The organism is Desulfoconvexum algidum (assembly GCF_055382125.1).
The window spans coordinates 5,302,378-5,320,927 of the sequence record NZ_AP042394.1; the positions used below are offsets into that span (position 1 = coordinate 5,302,378).

Here is an 18,550-nt window from a genome sequence, read left to right on the forward strand (position 1 = left end):
AATTAAATAAGATAAAGGGCTTAATGAATAATATAAGGTTTTGGTGTCACTATCGTATCAAATTGAACTGAAAAGGGGGAAAAGTATGGTTGAAAAAGTTTCAAAAATAGTAATTGTTGACGATAATACAGATTATTTATTCACCATGAAGACATTTTTATCCCGAAATGGTTTTGAAGTTGAAACAGCTCCCGACGGTCAGACCGGAATTGAGTTGATCAAAAAAGAACGCCCAAATCTTGTTATGCTGGATGTCATGATGGAAACCACCTTTTCCGGATTTGAAGTCTGTCGCCAGATCCGAAATGATCCTGAACTGAAAAATACACCCATTATCGGTATTACCGGGATGGAAGATGAGCTGGGATTGAAATTCGATAAATACGATGATGCTGAATATTTCAGCCCGGATGTATTTTTTGACAAGCCGGTCGATAAGGATGCATTATTGGAAAAAATCAAGGAATTGATTTCTTGAAGCGAAAAATTATATCGCTATTTTGAGGCGTCGTTTAGAATCGTATTTATCCGTTTTTGATTGGATGTGATAAATTTGACGGTAAACTCAATCTCCTGTTTCATGTGGGGCCTGAGGATTACTTCGTCAACGATTTCTGTTTGACGGTTAAAATATGAGATTATTTTCATCAGTTCCGGGTCATCCTGTGGAACGCTTCCCATGAACCTTTCTGTGAATGTCACTTCCTTTTTCAGGGTGTCCAGTATATCCCATCTGATATCGATCTCATTGTCTGGGTTTTCCATGGCATGAACCACATATTTTCCCAAAGAGATCAGTTCCTTCAAGGTTATATCCTGCTGGTTGCTATTTTTTTTCGCCATGTTTTTCCTTTCGATATTACACTTTTTAAGCGTATAATTTACTTTAAAAATTTAAAAAAAACAATATCGCGTGTAAATCCGTGTGCAAATACTGCCCTTTTTCAATGACTTCCTTGCCCATGCGAAGGGCAAGGGGGGTTTAAATTAGAACTGCAGTGCCGCCAGGAAAAATTTGGAACGAAATAATGCCGTGTAAAGCCTAACTTCCTTCCGGCCCAGCATTCAGTCTTTATCCGGTTTTTTTTGGGAAAGCATGCCTCGAAAACTGTGCTCCATAAAATTGTAATATTGGATTCCAAACTCTAACGTATTCATCTTCCACGGCTCTATCTTATGAGATACTTCACCGGAAAGAATTTTAAAATTGATCGAGCAGTTTGATAATATTTTTCCCATTTGAATTTTTGATCCGAGGCTTAAAAGCTTGACATTCACCGAAGAGATAGCCCTGCTAAACAGTCTTCACCATATTCAAAGAGGACCACTCCCCCCTTGAAATTATCGACCAAAGATTTTTCTTCGGGAAAAGACGTCTGTTTATTTCCTTATATCCAAGCCCCTCTTTTTCCAATTCTCTCACCTCGCCCTGAAGCTTCACAAAGTAATCGAGTTTAGATTTAAGCTTTTCTCTTCCATTTTTATGAACACCGGAATGACCGCAAAATATTGTGTCAAAATCAAGATTTAAAATTTTTTTAATAGAGTTTATGGCATCATTGATATTTTCATCTTTAAACGCAACAACCTGCCTGCGACTCACGTAAAGATCACCAGTAAAAAGCCACCCCATGGATTTTTCATGAAAGGCAACATGGTCTTTATGGTGCCCAGGAGCATCTATCACATCAAATTTATATTTCTCAGTTTCAATAAAGGCAGGCATAGGATCTGCTGCAAAGCCCTCCCTATCTCCCCAGACAAGTTTCCTGTAAAGGGGAAGTTTGGTTCCCATGGAAGCCTCGGTAATTGAATTATTATTAAGATATACGGGGATCTTCAAATTTTCTTTTATCCATGCTGCCGCACCTGTATGATCCTCGTGAACATGGGTAAGGGCTAGGCAGTTTATATTCTCTTTTTTTAAAAGAAATTTAGTCTTCTTTAAGATTGCTGCAGATCCGGTATCTATCAGAAGTCCGTCTGCTATGTAGAGATAAATACCTAGTTTATAAGGGAATATTCCAGATTTAGTATACGCGGCTATTAAATTGCAGTCAATTGTTTCGATTTTCATAAATACCCCCACACACAAATATTGACGCACAATAGTTGCGCATTCAAATAATGTCAACGATATATGAGGGTGTTTAATACTCCAAAAACAGCTCGCCGTATATAGTTTTAACCCATTCATTTTTAGCTGACGTCCCTTCTTATCTTTTAGTATTTGCTCTACAATTTGGGTGCGATTCTTTTGCAACATACTGAGAACAGTTTTCCATAGTCATAATTTTCCTCATTTTCTGTCAGGATTAGGTGATCACCCTAAGATGATCTCGTCTGTTCCTGTCTGAGACTTTTTAAATCATATTCATGTAAGATAGGATTCCGTGCGCCGTAACAAGGATAGATGCCATGACAAGAACAAATTTTATCTGGCTTTTCACGGAAGGCAGATCGTAGACCCAGAACAATACCTCGTAAAAAGGCAAATAGCCGATGATGAGCAACGGAATGTGTCAAGCTTGAGTTCTCAAACCCTGAAAACCATCCTGGAACAAGGGAATGCCGACTGGATATCCCAAGAAAGGATCCAGGCCGGCACTATTTTTCAGGGGTTTTGGCATTTTATTGCTTGTGGGTAACCGTCAGGGCCTGGATTCTCTGCCTTGCCGCCTGGACCACTTCACCATCCTGGTCCTTTTCGACCATGGACTGCAATAGGGTCACGTCTGTTGTTTTGTCGACAAATTTAATCCGAACCTGTGGATTGGAATGAACGTACTTGGGCACAAAAAAATCTGAAAATTTCATGACATCCTCCTTTATAAATTTAAATCAAAGGGGATCGGATATTTTTTCCAAATATTGCCTGATGAGTTCAATTGTCACGTCTCCCATTGTTCTGCCTTCTTTAACCGCAGTCACCTTGAATTCCCTGTGAAGATTTTCCGGCATCCTTAAGGTCAGCTGTTTTAATTTGAGTTTTTCATCCAGATTTTTCATTTTTTCACCTTTTAACCAGGGACCCTCGTAATCCTTTATAGATTTCATCCAATACCCCAATATTCCATATAAAGACATAATTATACCTATATGTCAAGACATAATTATGGATATCAGGCCATTGCAACTGATATCATGGTTCCAATATCCTTTAATAATACTTTTCTGACATTGTTCTTACTTTTTACAAACACATTTTGTATAATGATCATTGTTTCTGGTATTATGATGAAAATATTTTGAACTGGCTAATTTTGAACTGCTAATCTTGAACTGGTTGGGGGATAATAAAAAGTTTAAAAGATGAATGACTTGCAAAAAATTTTAGTTGTGGATGATGAACCGTCTATCTGCCATGGATGTAAACTTATTCTTTCAGAAAATGGATATGATGTTGATATATCATATTCAGGCCAGGAAGGACTGAATATGATATCAAACAATTCATTTGACCTGGTCCTTCTGGATATCAAGCTGCCGGATATGAACGGTATTCAAATACTAAAAGAGATTAATGAGAAAAAAAATGATGTCAGTATCATAATGATGACCGGGCATGGAACAGTTGAAAATGCGGTGGAAGCGATGAAAAATGGTGCCTTTGATTTCATTACAAAGCCCTTTGATGAAAAAAATCTCGTCCAATCCGTTCTTAAGGCATTGGAAAACAGACGCCTTATTCAAAAGAACCTGTCTTTAAAAAACCAACTCTATGACACATTCAGTTTTAATAATATTATTGGGGAAAACCCCCTGATAGTTGAGGTGTTTAAAAAGATAGAACGGGTGGCCCCTTTGGACAGCACGGTTTTGCTTGACGGAGAAAGCGGAACGGGGAAAGAATTGTTTGCAAATGCCATTCATACCCATAGCAAAAGAGCCGCCAACCGTTTCCTGGCCGTGGATTGCAATACTTTTTCCCCTTCGCTTATGGAAAGTGAGCTTTTCGGTCATGTTAAAGGTGCGTTTACCGGGGCAGATAAAACAATGCCGGGTATTTTTGAAATTGCTTCAAACGGCACTCTGTTTTTGGATGAGGTGACCAATCTGGATATGGAGGTGCAGGGCAAACTTCTAAGGGTGTTGGAAACAGGGGAATATAAAGCAGTTGGTGCAAGCCAGGAAAAAAGAACAAATGCCAGGATTATTGTCGCAACGAACATGGACATGCAGCAAATGGTGAAAGAAAAAAAATTCAGAGAGGACCTGTTTTACCGTTTAAATGTATTCCCCATACACATTCCCCCCCTAAGGGACAGAAAAAATGATATCCCCACCCTTGCATATTATTTCCTCAGGCGGTTCTGTCGTAAAACCGGGAAAAAGATATCAGGATTTTCAGATGATGCCCTTAAAATCCTTGTAAATTTTGACTGGCCGGGTAATGTAAGACAATTAAAAAACGTTATTGAACGGCTTGTGATCCTGTCCGATGGAAACCAATTAAACAAAAGAATTTTATATGACAATCTTGAAATCCGGCAAGATGACACCGCCGATGACATACCCGTTCCCAGAAATATTGATGAACTCAAGGCCGTAAAAAAAAGTTTCATTGAGAATCATTTCAACAAAATAGAGGCTGCTTTCTTAAAAAAAGCGCTTTCAAAATCCGACGGTAATATTACCAACGCCGCGAAATCGGTGGGAATGCAACGTTCTAACTTTTCAACCCTAATGAAAAAATACGAGATCACCTCGCCCGAGGCGTTAAAACAATAGACTGTCATATATTTTTATATATGACATATATTAAAATATACGGTCCCAGCGTTAGGCCCATCCCCTAAAAAAGGCCATACCTTCTTCATCCAGCATATATTTTTATATACGAAAACTCGATCAATCCTGCATTCTTAAAAATCATCGTGATTACAAATTTTAATATAAGACATTGATTTAACGAATAAAATGCCCACATTACCTCCTGTTTTATTTTTTTTTCACCCCCTGGCATACCCTATGCTATAGGTATTGGTAAGTTACAACAAAATAAAAAAGGAGACAGACATGATTGATTTAAAAGAAAGAGATAAAACAAAAGAAACCACTAAGCCGCATATATTGATTATGGAAGATGATTTAAATGTTGCAAAAGGGCTGAAAATGATTCTGGAAGAACAAGGATATGATGTTGAACTTCAGGGAACAGGGCTTGGCGCCATGGATGCCATTGGAAAATATGACTATGACCTTCTGATGGCAGATTTACACCTTCCGGATATTGACGGCATGCAGGTTGTAAAAAGGACAACGGAAACTAAGCCTGACACGGGTGTTATTGTTATGACCGGTTATGCCACCAGTAGCTTGGCCGTCGATGCGATGAAACTTGGGGCCCATGATTTTATTTCCAAGCCGTTTACCGAGGAACAGATCAAAACAGCCATCAAAGACGCCCTTGATTTTAACGCTTCCAAAATCAATCAGGAAAATTTACCCCTCCTTGATTCTCAAAACAATAAATCCATCGAAAAAAGAGAAGTATTGAACGTATTGAACCGGACATCAGAAGATGAAAGTTTCTGGCTTCACCTTATGGAAGAAGGAACTGCCGCACTAACAGAGTATACATTAACCTCCGAGGCTAAATCGGCCATTGCATCCGGTGACCTGCAATGGATAAATGAAAATGTCGGTGAACTGACACAAAAGCAGTTGATGTTCATTTACAAACGCCTCGAACGGGAAGCATGGTAAGACAAACAACCCTATATCATGAATATTCCCTTGTTTATTGTTGATTTAAGGACTAAAGATAGCAGCTATGACTGAATCAAAACAATTTGAAAAATTTTATCGGATGTTTCGAGAGCTGAGTAAAGTTGTTCATTCTACAAGTAAAACCGATTTGAATGAAGTGCTTAAACTTATTGTTTCCAATACAACCCAAGGTCTTGACGCAAAAGGGGCAGCTCTCTGTATTTTTAATAAAAACACCGACTATTTTCATATTCGTGCATCCTATGGAATCGATGAGAAATATATTGCCTTGGAGCCTTTGACAGGAAAAAGGTTTATCCCCTGGCCCGATAAAAACCATAGCATCCAAATTATTACCGATATCCTAAACGCATATAGAGTGAAGTACCCGCAAGAAGCATGGGATATCGGCATCCGGATGATGCTGGATGTGCCCTTGGTAATTGATAACAGGGTCTTTGGATTTATCAGAGCCTATTTTAACGAGAAAAAGAGGTTTTCCGATGATGAACTGGATTTCATGGCGGCTGTGACCGAGCAGTGTGCCTGTGCAATCGACCACAATGACCGAATAAAATTTTACACCTTGCGGTATAACCAACTTGCCACAAAAGTTGACCGGCTATCCTCCCTGGGACGAATGGCCGCGGGTATTGCCCATGAAATAAATAATCCGCTTACCGGAATCCTGCTTTACAGTTCAAACCTGTTCAAAAAAGCCTCAGAAGACGGGCCATTTAAAGAGGGGCTTAAGATTATCATGGAGGAAACACAACGGTGTAAGACGATTATTCAGGGATTGCTTGAGTTTTCCAGAGAAAAAAAACCTGAAAAGGTGGAAGCAAACATTAACACAATAATCGAAAAAGCGCTTGCCTTGATGGAAAATGAATTTTTCATTAAACGAATCGAGATAAAAAAGAATCTTGACCCGGACATTATAAATTTTCAATTGGATGACAACCAAATCGAACAAGTAATAATCAACATGCTGTTGAATGCAATCCATGCCGTTAATGAAAAAGGAAGGATTGGGATTCGGTCAAAAATGAACGCGCAAGAAAAATCTGTCCTGATAGAAATTCAGGATAATGGACATGGCATACCCCAGGGCAAGTTAAAAAAAATATTTGAGCCATTTTATACGACCAAGGCACATGGAACCGGGCTTGGGCTAGCCGTCAGCTATGGTATTATTAAAAATCATAAGGGCACGGTAAACATACTGAGTGAAAAAGCCACCGGAACTTTAATTACCATAAACCTGCCGATAATGAACAAAACAAATAAGATTACCGCGAAAGGCTGATCAATGACACAAAAAAAAGTACTGATTATTGATGATGAAAATATAATCTGCAAAGGGTGTGAAATAATTTTAGGAGAAATGGGATATCTGTGTGACCATTCTTTATCAGGCGTTGCAGGACTTGAACTTGTTTTAAACAATCCCTACGATGTGCTGCTTCTTGATATGAAACTCAAAGACATGGACGGCATGAAGATTTTAGAAACGGTCAAAAAAATCAAACCTGAAGTTTATGTCATTGTTATCACAGGATATTCAACTGTTAAAAATGCTGTAACGGCCATGAAACTGGGGGCCAATGACTATATATCAAAACCGTTTAGTGAAGACGATATTGCCATTGCCATTGCCAATGGGATTCAAAAAACTTCCAAAAAATAATCTATTATATAAAAAATTGCATCTATTAAACCATGGAGTAATTAAATGAAAACACAAAGTATAAACCAAACTGATCTTCAAACAGGTCTTCAGGGGGCTATAATGGTCGTCGGAGGCGGTATTTCAGGGATACAGGCTTCTTTGGACCTTGCTAACTCAGGATTTTATGTTTACCTGGTGGAACGATCTCCTGCCATTGGGGGGAGAATGGCCCAGCTGGACAAGACATTCCCCACCAATGATTGTGCCATGTGAATTATTTCTCCTAAACTGGTCGAGGTCGGCCGGCACTCAAACATTGAACTGCTAACACTTACGGAAATTTCAGCTGTTTCAGGGTCCGAGGGTGATTTTGAAATCTCCCTTATAGAGCATCCCCGCTATATAGATACAGACAAATGTCTGGCCTGCGGTCTTTGTGCAGAAAAATGCCCAAAAAAAGTTGATGATGAATACAATGAAGATCTTGGGAAAAGAAAAGCAATTTATGTCCCCTATCCCCAGGCCGTGCCATTAAAATATGCCATTGATGATACCCAGTGTATCTATTTAAACAAAAAAAAATGTGGACTTTGTAAAGATTTATGCCCGGCAGATGCCATAAATTTTGAGGACACCAAAAAAGCACTCACGCTTCATGTGGGATCGATCATCCTTTCAACCGGATTTAATTCCTTTGATCCTTCAACGCTGGATAACTTCGGGTTTAACCAGCATCCTGATATCGTCACCTCAATGGGGTTTGAACGGATATTGTCCGCCACCGGCCCATTTGGCGGCCAGCTATGTTTACCATCGGACAAAAAACATACACGGCATCCCAAAAAAATTGCCTGGCTGCAATGTGTGGGGTCCCGGGATGAAAACAAATGCAGTAATGGTTATTGCTCCTCTGTCTGCTGTATGTACGCCGTAAAACAGTCCATCATGTCAAAGGATCACAGCAAAGAACCCTTAGACTGTGCCATCTTTTATATGGATATGAGAACCCAGGGAAAAGATTTTGACAAATATGTGGAAACCGCCCAGGAAAAAGGGGTGCGCTTCATACGATCCAAGGTCCACACGGCTATTCCCATGGATAAAAGCGGTATATCCCTGAGGTATGTAACGGAATCGGGCCAGATGGAAGATGAAATGTTTGATATCGTTGTTCTGTCAACGGGGCTGGTAATAGGCAAGTCTTCCATTGACCTTGCAAACATCATGGACATCAAACTAGACCGTCACAATTTTATTGAAACGGACAGCTTCAACCCGGTTTCGACCTCATCACCGGGAATATATGCCTGCGGTGTTTTAACAGGGCCCAAGGATATCCCCCAGTCGGTAATGGAAGCAAGTTCTGCTGCGGCTGCCGCAACTGAGAACATTGCCCTTGCCAGACACACACGAACAAAAAAAATCGCCATTCCCCAGGAGCGTGACACGACCAGAGAATTTCCGAAAATAGGAGTCTTTGTCTGCAATTGTGGAACAAACATCGGCGGTGTCATTGATGTCCCATCGGTTGTCGAATACGCAAGAACACTTCCCGGGGTCATCTATTGTGAAGAAAACCTTTTTACCTGTTCCCAGGATACCCAGGATAAAATGGCCCAGGTGATCAAAGAACAGGGATTAAACAAAGTGGTGGTTGCTGCCTGTTCTCCTAAAACCCATGAGGGTCTGTTCAAAGAAACCCTTATCAATGCTGGCCTGAACAGACACCTCTTTGAAATGGCAAATATTCGAAACCATGATTCATGGGTACATGCAAAGCAGCCGGAAGAGGCCACAGAAAAAGCCAAAGATCTGGTGCGAATGGCCGTTGCCAAAAGTTTTCTGTTAACCTCTCTGTACGAAAGCCAATTGCCGGTTACCCAGTCAGGTCTTGTGGTTGGGGGCGGTATTGCAGGAATGACCGCGGCCCTTTCCCTTGCACGCCAGGGATTTTCTGTCTCTCTCGTGGAAAAAGATCAAAACCTGGGGGGAATTGCAAGACGGCTGAACAAAACATATCGGGATGAAGATATCGGGTCCTATGTAAAACAGCTGATACAGGAAGTTGAAAAAAATGAACGGATCGATCTGTTTATAGGTTCCACCGTAAAACAGGTGGATGGCTTTGTGGGAAATTTTAAAACAATCATTACATCCGGTGAGTCTGAACGACAAATTTCCCATGGTATTGCCATCCTTGCCGTGGGCGCAAAAGAATCACGCCCCGATGAATATCTTTATGGAAAGCATGCTTGTGTTATGACTCATCTTGACCTTGATGCGGTTCTTAAACGAGAGGATTCCCAGATTAAAAAGGCTGATAATATTGTTTTCATCCAATGTGTGGGATCAAGAGATGCAGCCCATCCTTATTGCTCAAAAGTATGCTGCACCCATTCCATACACAGCGCCATTGAAATAAAAAAAATGAATCCCGAAGCAAACATTTTTATTTTATACCGGGATATCAGGACCTATGGAACGAGGGAACTTCTTTACAAAGAGGCCAGGGACCTTGGCATTCTCTTTTTCCGGTATGATCTCGATAAAAAACCGGTTGTCACCCCCAATGAAGAATCTGTTTGTGTCGAATTTTACGATCCTATTTTAGGAAGACAGCTGTCGGTTGATGCGGACATTCTCTGTCTTGCAGCGAGAATAGAAGCCGAAAACCAGACAGACCTCACCCAGGCATTCAAGGTTGCCTGTGACAGTGATGGGTGGCTTTTAGAAGCCCACCAGAAACTGAGGCCTGTGGATTTTGCCACCGATGGACTTTTTATGTGCGGAATGGCCCATTATCCAAAACCCATTGATGAAAGCATTGGCCAGGCAAAAGCGGCTGCATCAAGGGCAATAACAACTCTGTCAAAAGAGTCGATCAGTATCGGCGGTATCGTATCAAAAGTAAATCCCAGGCTTTGTTCAGGCTGTCAGGCCTGTGTTGCGGTCTGCCCCTACGGGGCCATTGTAATGGACGTTAAAAAGAATGTCGCCCTTATAAACAGCGCTCTTTGCAAGGGATGCGGTTCCTGTGCTGCCACATGCCCTTCTGAAGCACTGACCCTTGATGGTTTTAACAATGAACAGCTCTACGCACAAATTAAAAGTGCGATGAGCGCCTAAATAATAAAAGGAGATTCCTCTTGAAAACAGATATATTCGAACCCACAATAATTGCCTTTATGTGTAATTGGTGCACCTATGGGGCTGCAGATCTGGCCGGTGTCTCGCGGCTTCAGTATCCCCCCAATATCCTGCCGGTCCGGGTCATGTGCTCGGCATCCGTATCCCCCCACCATATTCTAAGGGCATTGCAGAGCAAAGCGGATGGGGTTCTGGTAGGAGGTTGACACATTGGCGATTGTCATTACCAGTCTGGTAATCATATGACCATCAAAAGAATCACATTTCTTCAGGAACTTTTAAAATTCATGGGGCTTGAAGGGCGCCTCCATCTTGAATGGATCTCTTCGGCGGAAGCACAAAAATATGTACAGGTTGTTACTGATTTTACTGAAAAAATCAGAGAACTGGGCCCCAACCCCTTAAAACTCGGAACCGTCGACGAGATTGTTAAAGGAGGGATATAGGATATGACGATCATCAATCAGGTCGAACAACTCATTACGCAAAACAAGGTTGATATTTTTTTAGGATATAAGGACTTGGATGGCCATTTGATTCCCCACAGTTTTACACGGGACAATTTGGATGAGCTACCACAACTTCAGGTTGGTGAAAACCGCTACTCTCTTGAAAAAATAGCAACTCACCTGACCCAAAAAAACCCGGACATTAAAATCGGAATCATTGCAAGGGATTGCAACCAGAGGGCATTGAATCTTCTTTACGTCTGGAACCAGTTAGACCCGAAAAACATTGAAACGGTGAATGTCAATTGCTGCCCGTCACCGCTCAAGCCCCATGGTGACTGCTCTTATCTTGAACCAAAACAAAGCGGAACCTATAAAAAAGAACATGGGATTGATTTTAATATGGATCCTGAGACGCTCATGGATTCCTATGATAACACCGAGCGTTTTTCCAGGTGGATGTATGAATTTGGTAAATGCATCAAATGCTACGGGTGCAGAAATATATGTCCCGTATGTTTTTGTACGGAATGCAGCCTTGAACACCCCAGTCTTGTGGAGCCGGGAGTACTGCCGGTTGATATCCCTATTTTCCATCTTATCAGGGCCACCCATATGGCAGGAAGATGTATAGACTGCGGATTATGTGAAGATGCCTGCCCGTCTCACATCCCCCTGCGCCTTCTTTACAGGGAGGTCAATCAAATTGTATCCACTGTTTTCGATTACAGCCCAGGAGCGGGTATGGAAAAATCTCCTTTTAACATCATTGGAGATAAAGTGGTACTTGAACCCAAACCAATGGATGCTTAACTATAAGGAAAAAAAATAATGGACTGCAAATTTGTACCCTCGGTCTGCTCATATTGCGGAACAGGCTGCGGCGTTCTTTTCGAAGTGATTGATGGAAAAATAAATTCCACCCTGCCCCTTAAATCCTACCCGGTAAATCAGGGGAAGCTGTGCATAAAAGGCTGGAATCTCCATGAATATATCAATAGTTTTATGCGGTTAAAAACACCATTGATTAAAGAGAAGGGTAAATTTCAAAAGGCAACATGGGATGAAGCCATTGATTTTAGTGCCAAAAAATTTCAAACGATCAAACAAGAGTATGGCCCCGATTCCATAGGGGTTCTTGTCTCTGCCAAAATCACCAACGAGGAAAACTATCTGGCCCAAAAATTTACACGGGCTGTCATAGGCACCAATAATGTAGATCATTGCGCCCGTCTTTGACATTCTTCCACAGTGGCAGGTCTTGCCGCTGCATTCGGAAGTGGTGCCATGACAAACTCCATAGCTGAATTTGAAACCGATTCGAAAGCAATTTTTGTAATTGGATCCAACACAACCGCCTGCCATCCCTTGATTGCCAGCCGCATTATAAAGGCCAAGGAAAATGGTGCGAAGTTAATTATTGCGGACCCCAGAAACATTCAGCTTGCCAGGCTTGCTGATCTTTGTGTTCATCATAACCTGGGTTCTGATGTTGCCCTGTTAAACGGGATGATGCATGTGATTATTAAAAACAACTGGCATTCTGAAGACTACATTCACGATCGATGCGAAGACTTTGACGCCTTCAAACAAACCATTGAAACATATACACCGGCAAAGGTTTCAAAGATTACAGGTGTCGCCAAACGAGATATTGAACAAATGGCAGAACTGTATGCCACAAATTCTCCTGCCGCATTGTTATATGCCATGGGCATTACCCAGCATACCACCGGGGTTGATAATGTAAAATCCTGCGCCAACATCGCCATGCTCTGTGGAAATATCGGTGTTGCAGGGGGGGGGGTAAACCCTTTAAGGGGACAAAACAATGTCCAGGGCGCCTGTGACATGGGAGGATTGCCCAATGTATTCACCGGGTACCAGCCGGTTGCCAACCCTGAGGTCATAAAAAAGTTCTCAGAGGCCTGGAAATGTGAGCTTTCCAGCACGCCTGGCATGACCATTACGGATATGATTTCGGCCATTGATGAGGGTAAAATAAAAGCGATGTATATCATTGGTGAAAACCCAAAACTCAGCGACCCGGATTGGAACCATCTGAATCATGCCCTTAAAAAACTTGATTTTATTGCCGTTCAGGACATCTTCCTTTCGGAATCTGCCCAGATAGCCGATGTGGTATTCGCATCTGCCTCACTGGGTGAAAGAGAGGGGACCTTTACCAATACGGAAAGGCGGTGTTCAAGAACACGAAAAGCCGTAGAGCCTGTGGGCAATGCGTTGTCTGACTGGGAGATCATCTCAAAACTCTCCACGGCCATGGGATATGAGATGTCCTATGGGTCTGCCGAAGAAATTTTTAATGAGATCGCTTCGTTGACGGAACACAGCTATGGGGGAATGACCTATGAACGGCTTGGCATCAATGGGTTGCAATGGCCATGTCCCAACCAGTCTCATCCGGGAACCCCCTATCTTCACAAAGATGGCATTGCCAGGGGAAAAGGCAAGTTTCATCCAATTGAATATAAAGACCCGGCAGAGCTTGCCTGTGAAGACTATCCGTTTCAGATTACCACCGGGAGGATGTTTGCCCACTTCCATACCGGCACCATGACAAGGGTGTCAAAACATCTGGACGTGGAACAAAAAACCGGGTATGTGGAAATTAATCCAAGTGATGCACAAAAACTGAAAATACAGCCAAATGAATTGGTGAGATTGACCTCAAGAAGAGGGCAAATGGAAGTTCCTGCCAGGCTAACAACGGATGTAAAACCAGGAATGTTATTTTTGCCCATCCATTTTGGCGAGAACCCGGCCAATATGTTAACCAGTTCCACGGCCTTTGACCCTTTGGCCAAAATCCCGGAATTCAAAGTGGGCGCGGTTAAAATTGAACGCTTAATTCAATAAACATATCTTGATAGAGATATCTCGATATACATAGCTCGATATACATAGCTTGCTACCATTTTCCGTTTAATTATTTTTAATTTTTAAACGGAAAATGGTCCGCAACAAAACAAATTTATGAGGTGATTTCGCCTTCGAGGTCGCAGGCCTCCTCTTGTACGGGCAGGGTCAGCCTGATCAATGTGCCGATACCGGGTTCACTTGATATCTTGACCTGGCCCTGATGATTTCTAATGATGCCGTAGCTGACGGCAAGGCCAAGCCCTGTTCCCTCTGCCCGGGTGGTATAGAATGGTTCAAATATTTTTTTCTGAATATCTTTATGGATACCGCATCCATTGTCTTCTACTTCGACACAGACGCTCCCTTTTTCTTTATTTAACAGGGTGCGCACGGTGACGGTTCCCCCCTCTCCAATGGCCTGGACAGCATTGAACAACAGGTTGATCACCACCTGCTCCATCTGATCTGCGTCCAGAAAAAAGTTTGGGGTGCAAGCATCAAAATCCCGCAGCAGTTTGATGCGTCGAATGAAAAACTCGTTGTCCATAAGGGCCAGGGCTTTTTCGATGACCTCATTGATATTTGCCAAAATTTTCTGGGGTTTTTTCTCCCGGGAAAAATCCAGCAGCCCCTGAATGATCTTTTTGCAGCGCTGGGTCTCCTGCATGATGATCTCAAACCCGTCCTTAAAGGGACCGGGTTCGGCCTTTTTCGACAGATTGGAGCTGTAAAGGAGGATCCCGGTCAATGGATTGTTGATTTCATGGGCTATTCCTGCGGCCATCCTCCCCAGAGAGGACAAGCGGTCAACCTTGGTGGCAAGCTGGTTGTACTGGAGAACATGAGATTTTATCTCAGCCGCGTGGTTGATGGCACAGGAACTTTGAGAGGCGATGGCCGTAACAAAATCCATCACATCTTCGGAAAGCGTGGGGTTGTCCGAAAAATAAAGCCTGATAAATCCAAAAATCTGCCCCCCGATGAGCAGGGGAACATCCACCATCACTCTTGCCCCTGCATCCCAGGCCTTCTGGGGAAATTTGACCCGGGGAGATTTAAAAATATTCTCAATGATGTGGATCTTGTTATCGATCTCAGGCCAACGGGAGAGCTTCTCTCCGGCAAGGGGTTTTAAAGCCAGATAGGATCCGGGTACTTTGTAAGATGCCCGCGTCTTGAAGTGGGTTGAATCCTTGTCCACCACACACAGCACCCCCCCCAGGGCATCGACACCTTGAACCATACGGGAAACCACCATCCCAAGCACATCATCCAGCTCCCCTTTGGAGTGAACCACCAGGCTCACTTCCCGGAACAGCTGATAAAACCGTTTATATTGTTTTAATTGGGTCATAGACCATCCCATATTTTTATTGATTCATTTCAAAATCACCATTTCAAATAGCCATAACAATAGCAGCCTTGGATTCGCTGGAGAGTGTTTATTTCCACAAAGCACCGTATGGTATAGGACAAAAAGGCACTTTTAGTCAAGAACCGTCTAAAAAATCACCAGGTTGAAATATGCACCCAGCCGGGCACGGGCATGGCTGGGTGCCCGGCAATTTGGATCCCTCTTAAGTTCTTCCACCCTGAACACCATTTTGGAACAAGAGGATGCCGACCGAAAATCCCGGAAAATCGTCCAATTTTTTTTTACATTGACTTTTACTGGGCGGATACCTTAAATTTGCCAGATGCCTTCTGAGTATGCCAGGATAAGATTTTTGAAAAGGGATTATGAAACAACTAATAGATCGATATGGGTTGACCCCCCACCCCGAAGGCGGGTACTTTAAGGAAATATACCGATCCAGGCAAAGGGTCCGGTCCGCAATTGTCACGGAAACCCGAAATGCAGTCACCCATATTTACTTTTTGCTGAAAAAAGGACAAATCAGCCGGTTCCACCGGGTGGTCCACGATGAAATATGGAATTTCTATGAAGGTGATCCCCTTCAATTAATCCAGTTTGACACGAGGATAAAAGAGGAGATCATCGGCCCAGGCTGTGAAGCGTATGTTACCATCGTACCCGGCAATACCTGGCAGGCAGCTGTCACCACAGGACAATACAGCCTTGTGGGATGCACCGTGGCGCCGGGATTTGACTTTACCGATTTCTCATTTTTAAGGGATACACCCGAAGAACTGGAAAAATTCCAGGCCGAGCAAACCGGATATGCACATTTTTTATAACTTCCCTGGCCTTTATTTCCCAAATTCCAGAGACCGTTCATGGTATTTACCCAGTTTTTTTTGCACAAGCCCAAACACGGTATTTTCAGGATAATTTAATTGGGAATCCATCTTTCCCGCCGGTGTGTCTGTCAGGACCGCTATTCCCTGTTCAATGGATGCAACTGCATAGATATGAAACGCCCCTGTTTCCACGGCCTGGATCACATCCTGGCGAAGCATGAGATTTTTTACATTTGCGGCCGGGATCATCACCCCCTGGTCCCGGGTAATTCCCTTTTTGACACAGACATCGTAAAACCCTTCTATTTTCTCGTTAACGCCGCCAATGGCCTGGATTTCTCCTTTCTGGTTTACCGATCCTGTCACGGCAATCCCCTGGTGGATGGGAATGCCGGACAGGCTTGACAGCACCGCATAGACTTCGGTGGAAGAGGCGCTGTCCCCGTCTATACCGGCATAACTCTGCTCAAAGGTAATACTGATGCTGACACTCAGGGGATAATTCTGGGCAAACATGCGTCCGATATATCCTGAAACGATCATCACGCCTTTGTCATGGGTCTGGCCCGACATATCGGCCTCATGCTCCACATTAATAATACCCGGGGTCCCCATATACGCTTCAGCCGTGATTCTTGTGGGCCTGCCAAAGGCGATTTCCCCCAGACTGTAAACCGCCAGGGCATTAACCTGGCCTACCATGTCCCCTGCCACATCTAAAAGAATGGAATGGTCATCAAACCCCTGCTGCACCTTTTCTTCGTAGAGATTGTTGCGGAACCTGTGTGCGGTGACTGCGGCGAGAACAAACTTTCGGGTGACCAGCTCCGCCCCGCTTTTTTTTGCCCAATAATCTGCCTCCTTAAGAATCCCTGTTACGTTACCAAACCGCAGGGAGAGTTTTTCCTTGTCCTCAACCATGCGGCTGCCATATTCCAGGATGGCCGATACCCCGCAGGGGGTGAAGGGCAGCAGGTTTTCAGCCAAACAGGTTCTGGCAATGAACCTGGCATATTTTAATTCATTCTCCAGCGTCAGGTCTACCTCGTAATCAAAATCCGCCCTGACCTTGAAAATTTTATTAAATTTATCATCTACCTGCTGCAAAGCCCGAAAGGGTTCATAACTCCCTATCAAGATAACCTTGACATCCACGGGAATGGGAAGGGGCTTTAAAAGGGTTCCACCCCTTCCCGATTGATCGGGCAGGTCTTCTATGTTCAGGGTCCTGTTTACCAGGGTATTCTTTAATGTCTCCCATATATGAGGATTCATCAGCAAAGGGTCTATTTCCAGCACCAGGTAACCCTTGTGGGCTTTTAAAACAGATCCGGCCCTGACCTTGGAAAAATCAGTTGGCACAGCGCCCATGGCCGGATAATTTTCAATTTTTCCAAAAAGATTCTGAAAACTGGGGCTGGTTTCAAAGATAACCGGCGCCCCTGCCTCATTTTTCCGGTCACAGAGGACATTGACCTTATACCGTGTCACCAGTTCCTCTGCCATGGACAAAAGATCCTTTTCGTCCTGGCCATTTCCGGCATCCAGAAATACAGCCACATTTTCAACGATATCTGTGTGTATCCTTTTTAAATATGCCTCAATACCAGGGTTATGAACAAACAAATCCGCCATGGTTTCGATCTGCCTTAAGATCACCCTGTCCGCCTGGTTTTCCACCAGTTTTTTATACGCTTTTCTCAGCTCCTGTCCCAGCTTCCCCATCTCTCTGAGTACCAGATTCAACCGTTCCTGAACCAGGCCCAGATTTTCCTGAATCTGGGCTTTTGTCTTTTCATCATAGGCTTGATATTCCTCGGCAGGAATTGGGTTCCCCTCCTTAACCGGAACCGCCTGGTATTGGGTTTCCGTCTGGAGAATCCCCACATTGAGAGGCTTGGCAAACCCTTCAACGTCTGCAAAAATTGAATTCTGCCGGTCTGTATATTCTCTTTCTGTCTCTTTTTTTTGGGTTTGAAAGTCTTCCGACTCAAAGGACCGGGGAATTTTAAGTTCTATATTTTCAATAAATCTTGCCATCCTCCGGGCAAAGGCAACAGCGGTTCCCGGTTTCATTTCCAGGGCAACCGGGCAGTATTCATCATCAAAGTTATGAACCAGACACAGGTCTGGCGGGGTCTGCGATGCCTGGGCATACCGGGTGAGGATATCTCTGACAATGGTTGATTTCCCCGTCCCCTCATACCCGGTGACAAATATATTGTACCCCGAACTTTTCATATTCAACCCGAAATCGATGGCCTCCACGGCCCTTTTCTGACCGATAACACTGTCAAGGGGCGCAAGTTCTTTGGTGGTCTTAAACGAAAAAAGTGAATCATCAGATGTTCTTGTCAGCTCTTTTGCTGGAACATGAAATTTTTTTGTTATTTTTGCCATTGTCCTCTCCTCTAAACAAAATACTGAAAACGCCCTAACTGCAATTTAAAGAACGGCCGGGCTCTGATCTAGGTAATATTCCACA

At 43.2% G+C, this 18,550-nt stretch carries 16 protein-coding genes; 10 read left to right on the forward strand and 6 right to left on the reverse strand.

Annotation, left to right across the window (positions count from 1 at the left end; all coding sequences use genetic code 11):
* Positions 1–85 precede the first annotated feature (85 nt).
* Positions 86–478 carry a response regulator gene (locus ACZ45G_RS23945; RefSeq protein WP_464173039.1) on the forward strand — a complete coding sequence of 131 codons (393 nt, stop codon included), beginning with the start codon at positions 86–88 and terminating at the stop codon, positions 476–478.
* A gap of 17 nt (positions 479–495) precedes the next feature.
* Here the strand turns inward: ACZ45G_RS23945 and ACZ45G_RS23950 are convergent, their stop codons facing one another.
* The 4 genes from ACZ45G_RS23950 to ACZ45G_RS23965 all read right to left on the reverse strand — a co-directional run bounded on the left by ACZ45G_RS23950 (position 496) and on the right by ACZ45G_RS23965 (position 3,057).
* On the reverse strand, positions 496–843 hold the full coding sequence (locus tag ACZ45G_RS23950; protein ID WP_464173040.1) for a hypothetical protein: 348 nt from the start codon (positions 841–843) through the stop codon (positions 496–498).
* Positions 844–1,294: 451 nt separating this feature from the next.
* The gene (locus ACZ45G_RS23955; RefSeq protein ID WP_464173041.1) at positions 1,295–2,077 is read right to left on the reverse strand and encodes an MBL fold metallo-hydrolase; all 783 of its coding nucleotides are present in this window, start codon (positions 2,075–2,077) and stop codon (positions 1,295–1,297) included.
* A gap of 554 nt (positions 2,078–2,631) precedes the next feature.
* On the reverse strand, positions 2,632–2,817 hold the full coding sequence (locus ACZ45G_RS23960; RefSeq protein ID WP_464173042.1) for a hypothetical protein: 186 nt from the start codon (positions 2,815–2,817) through the stop codon (positions 2,632–2,634).
* Between the two features lie 24 nt (positions 2,818–2,841).
* Positions 2,842–3,057 (reverse strand): hypothetical protein, encoded by a 216-nt coding sequence (locus tag ACZ45G_RS23965; RefSeq protein WP_464173043.1) that lies wholly within the window; start codon positions 3,055–3,057, stop codon positions 2,842–2,844.
* A gap of 255 nt (positions 3,058–3,312) precedes the next feature.
* On the opposite strand from ACZ45G_RS23965, the gene ACZ45G_RS23970 reads away from it, so the two are divergent.
* From ACZ45G_RS23970 to fdhF, 8 genes are all read left to right on the forward strand, one after another.
* Positions 3,313–4,731, forward strand: coding sequence for a sigma-54-dependent transcriptional regulator (locus ACZ45G_RS23970; RefSeq protein WP_464173044.1), 1,419 nt, complete (start codon positions 3,313–3,315; stop codon positions 4,729–4,731).
* A 288-nt stretch (positions 4,732–5,019) separates the two neighbouring features.
* Complete coding sequence (locus ACZ45G_RS23975) at positions 5,020–5,709, forward strand: response regulator (RefSeq protein ID WP_464173045.1); 690 nt, start codon at positions 5,020–5,022, stop codon at positions 5,707–5,709.
* A gap of 67 nt (positions 5,710–5,776) precedes the next feature.
* Complete coding sequence (locus ACZ45G_RS23980; RefSeq protein WP_464173046.1) at positions 5,777–7,021, forward strand: GAF domain-containing sensor histidine kinase; 1,245 nt, start codon at positions 5,777–5,779, stop codon at positions 7,019–7,021.
* Between the two features lie 3 nt (positions 7,022–7,024).
* Entirely contained in the window at positions 7,025–7,402 is a 378-nt protein-coding gene (locus tag ACZ45G_RS23985; RefSeq protein WP_464173047.1) for a response regulator, read from the forward strand.
* Positions 7,403–7,447: 45 nt separating this feature from the next.
* Complete coding sequence (locus tag ACZ45G_RS23990; protein ID WP_464173048.1) at positions 7,448–10,510, forward strand: FAD-dependent oxidoreductase; 3,063 nt, start codon at positions 7,448–7,450, stop codon at positions 10,508–10,510.
* 59 nt (positions 10,511–10,569) lie between these two features.
* The gene (locus ACZ45G_RS23995; protein ID WP_464180004.1) at positions 10,570–10,977 is read left to right on the forward strand and encodes a hydrogenase iron-sulfur subunit; all 408 of its coding nucleotides are present in this window, start codon (positions 10,570–10,572) and stop codon (positions 10,975–10,977) included.
* A gap of 3 nt (positions 10,978–10,980) precedes the next feature.
* Positions 10,981–11,793 (forward strand): 4Fe-4S binding protein, encoded by an 813-nt coding sequence (locus tag ACZ45G_RS24000; RefSeq protein ID WP_464173049.1) that lies wholly within the window; start codon positions 10,981–10,983, stop codon positions 11,791–11,793.
* 18 nt (positions 11,794–11,811) lie between these two features.
* Positions 11,812–13,860 carry a formate dehydrogenase subunit alpha gene (fdhF, locus tag ACZ45G_RS24005; protein WP_464173050.1) on the forward strand — a complete coding sequence of 683 codons (2,049 nt, stop codon included), beginning with the start codon at positions 11,812–11,814 and terminating at the stop codon, positions 13,858–13,860.
* A 115-nt stretch (positions 13,861–13,975) separates the two neighbouring features.
* On the opposite strand, the gene ACZ45G_RS24010 is transcribed toward fdhF, so the two are convergent.
* Positions 13,976–15,217: a GAF domain-containing sensor histidine kinase gene (locus tag ACZ45G_RS24010; RefSeq protein ID WP_464173051.1), complete on the reverse strand. Its 1,242-nt coding sequence runs from the start codon at positions 15,215–15,217 to the stop codon at positions 13,976–13,978.
* Positions 15,218–15,603: 386 nt separating this feature from the next.
* Between ACZ45G_RS24010 and ACZ45G_RS24015 the strand changes: the two genes are divergently transcribed.
* The gene (locus tag ACZ45G_RS24015) at positions 15,604–16,062 is read left to right on the forward strand and encodes a cupin domain-containing protein (protein ID WP_464173052.1); all 459 of its coding nucleotides are present in this window, start codon (positions 15,604–15,606) and stop codon (positions 16,060–16,062) included.
* Between the two features lie 12 nt (positions 16,063–16,074).
* Here the strand turns inward: ACZ45G_RS24015 and ACZ45G_RS24020 are convergent, their stop codons facing one another.
* Positions 16,075–18,465, reverse strand: a complete 2,391-nt coding sequence (locus ACZ45G_RS24020) for a Lon protease family protein (protein ID WP_464173054.1) — start codon at positions 18,463–18,465, stop codon at positions 16,075–16,077.
* Positions 18,466–18,550 lie beyond the last annotated feature (85 nt).

What these genes read in the sequence shown, in the direction of transcription:
- ACZ45G_RS23960 (WP_464173042.1), bottom strand. Translation starts at nt 2,817, where the DNA reads ATGAAATTTTCAGATTTTTTTGTGCCCAAGTACGTTCATTCCAATCCA.
- ACZ45G_RS23975 (WP_464173045.1), top strand. Translation starts at nt 5,020, where the DNA reads ATGATTGATTTAAAAGAAAGAGATAAAACAAAAGAAACCACTAAGCCG.
- ACZ45G_RS23985 (WP_464173047.1), top strand. Translation starts at nt 7,025, where the DNA reads ATGACACAAAAAAAAGTACTGATTATTGATGATGAAAATATAATCTGC.
- ACZ45G_RS23970 (WP_464173044.1), top strand. Translation starts at nt 3,313, where the DNA reads ATGAATGACTTGCAAAAAATTTTAGTTGTGGATGATGAACCGTCTATC.
- ACZ45G_RS23950 (WP_464173040.1), bottom strand. Translation starts at nt 843, where the DNA reads ATGGCGAAAAAAAATAGCAACCAGCAGGATATAACCTTGAAGGAACTG.
- ACZ45G_RS24015 (WP_464173052.1), top strand. Translation starts at nt 15,604, where the DNA reads ATGAAACAACTAATAGATCGATATGGGTTGACCCCCCACCCCGAAGGC.
- ACZ45G_RS23945 (WP_464173039.1), top strand. Translation starts at nt 86, where the DNA reads ATGGTTGAAAAAGTTTCAAAAATAGTAATTGTTGACGATAATACAGAT.
- ACZ45G_RS23955 (WP_464173041.1), bottom strand. Translation starts at nt 2,077, where the DNA reads ATGAAAATCGAAACAATTGACTGCAATTTAATAGCCGCGTATACTAAA.
- ACZ45G_RS24000 (WP_464173049.1), top strand. Translation starts at nt 10,981, where the DNA reads ATGACGATCATCAATCAGGTCGAACAACTCATTACGCAAAACAAGGTT.
- ACZ45G_RS24020 (WP_464173054.1), bottom strand. Translation starts at nt 18,465, where the DNA reads ATGGCAAAAATAACAAAAAAATTTCATGTTCCAGCAAAAGAGCTGACA.
- ACZ45G_RS23965 (WP_464173043.1), bottom strand. Translation starts at nt 3,057, where the DNA reads ATGAAATCTATAAAGGATTACGAGGGTCCCTGGTTAAAAGGTGAAAAA.
- ACZ45G_RS24010 (WP_464173051.1), bottom strand. Translation starts at nt 15,217, where the DNA reads ATGACCCAATTAAAACAATATAAACGGTTTTATCAGCTGTTCCGGGAA.
- ACZ45G_RS23980 (WP_464173046.1), top strand. Translation starts at nt 5,777, where the DNA reads ATGACTGAATCAAAACAATTTGAAAAATTTTATCGGATGTTTCGAGAG.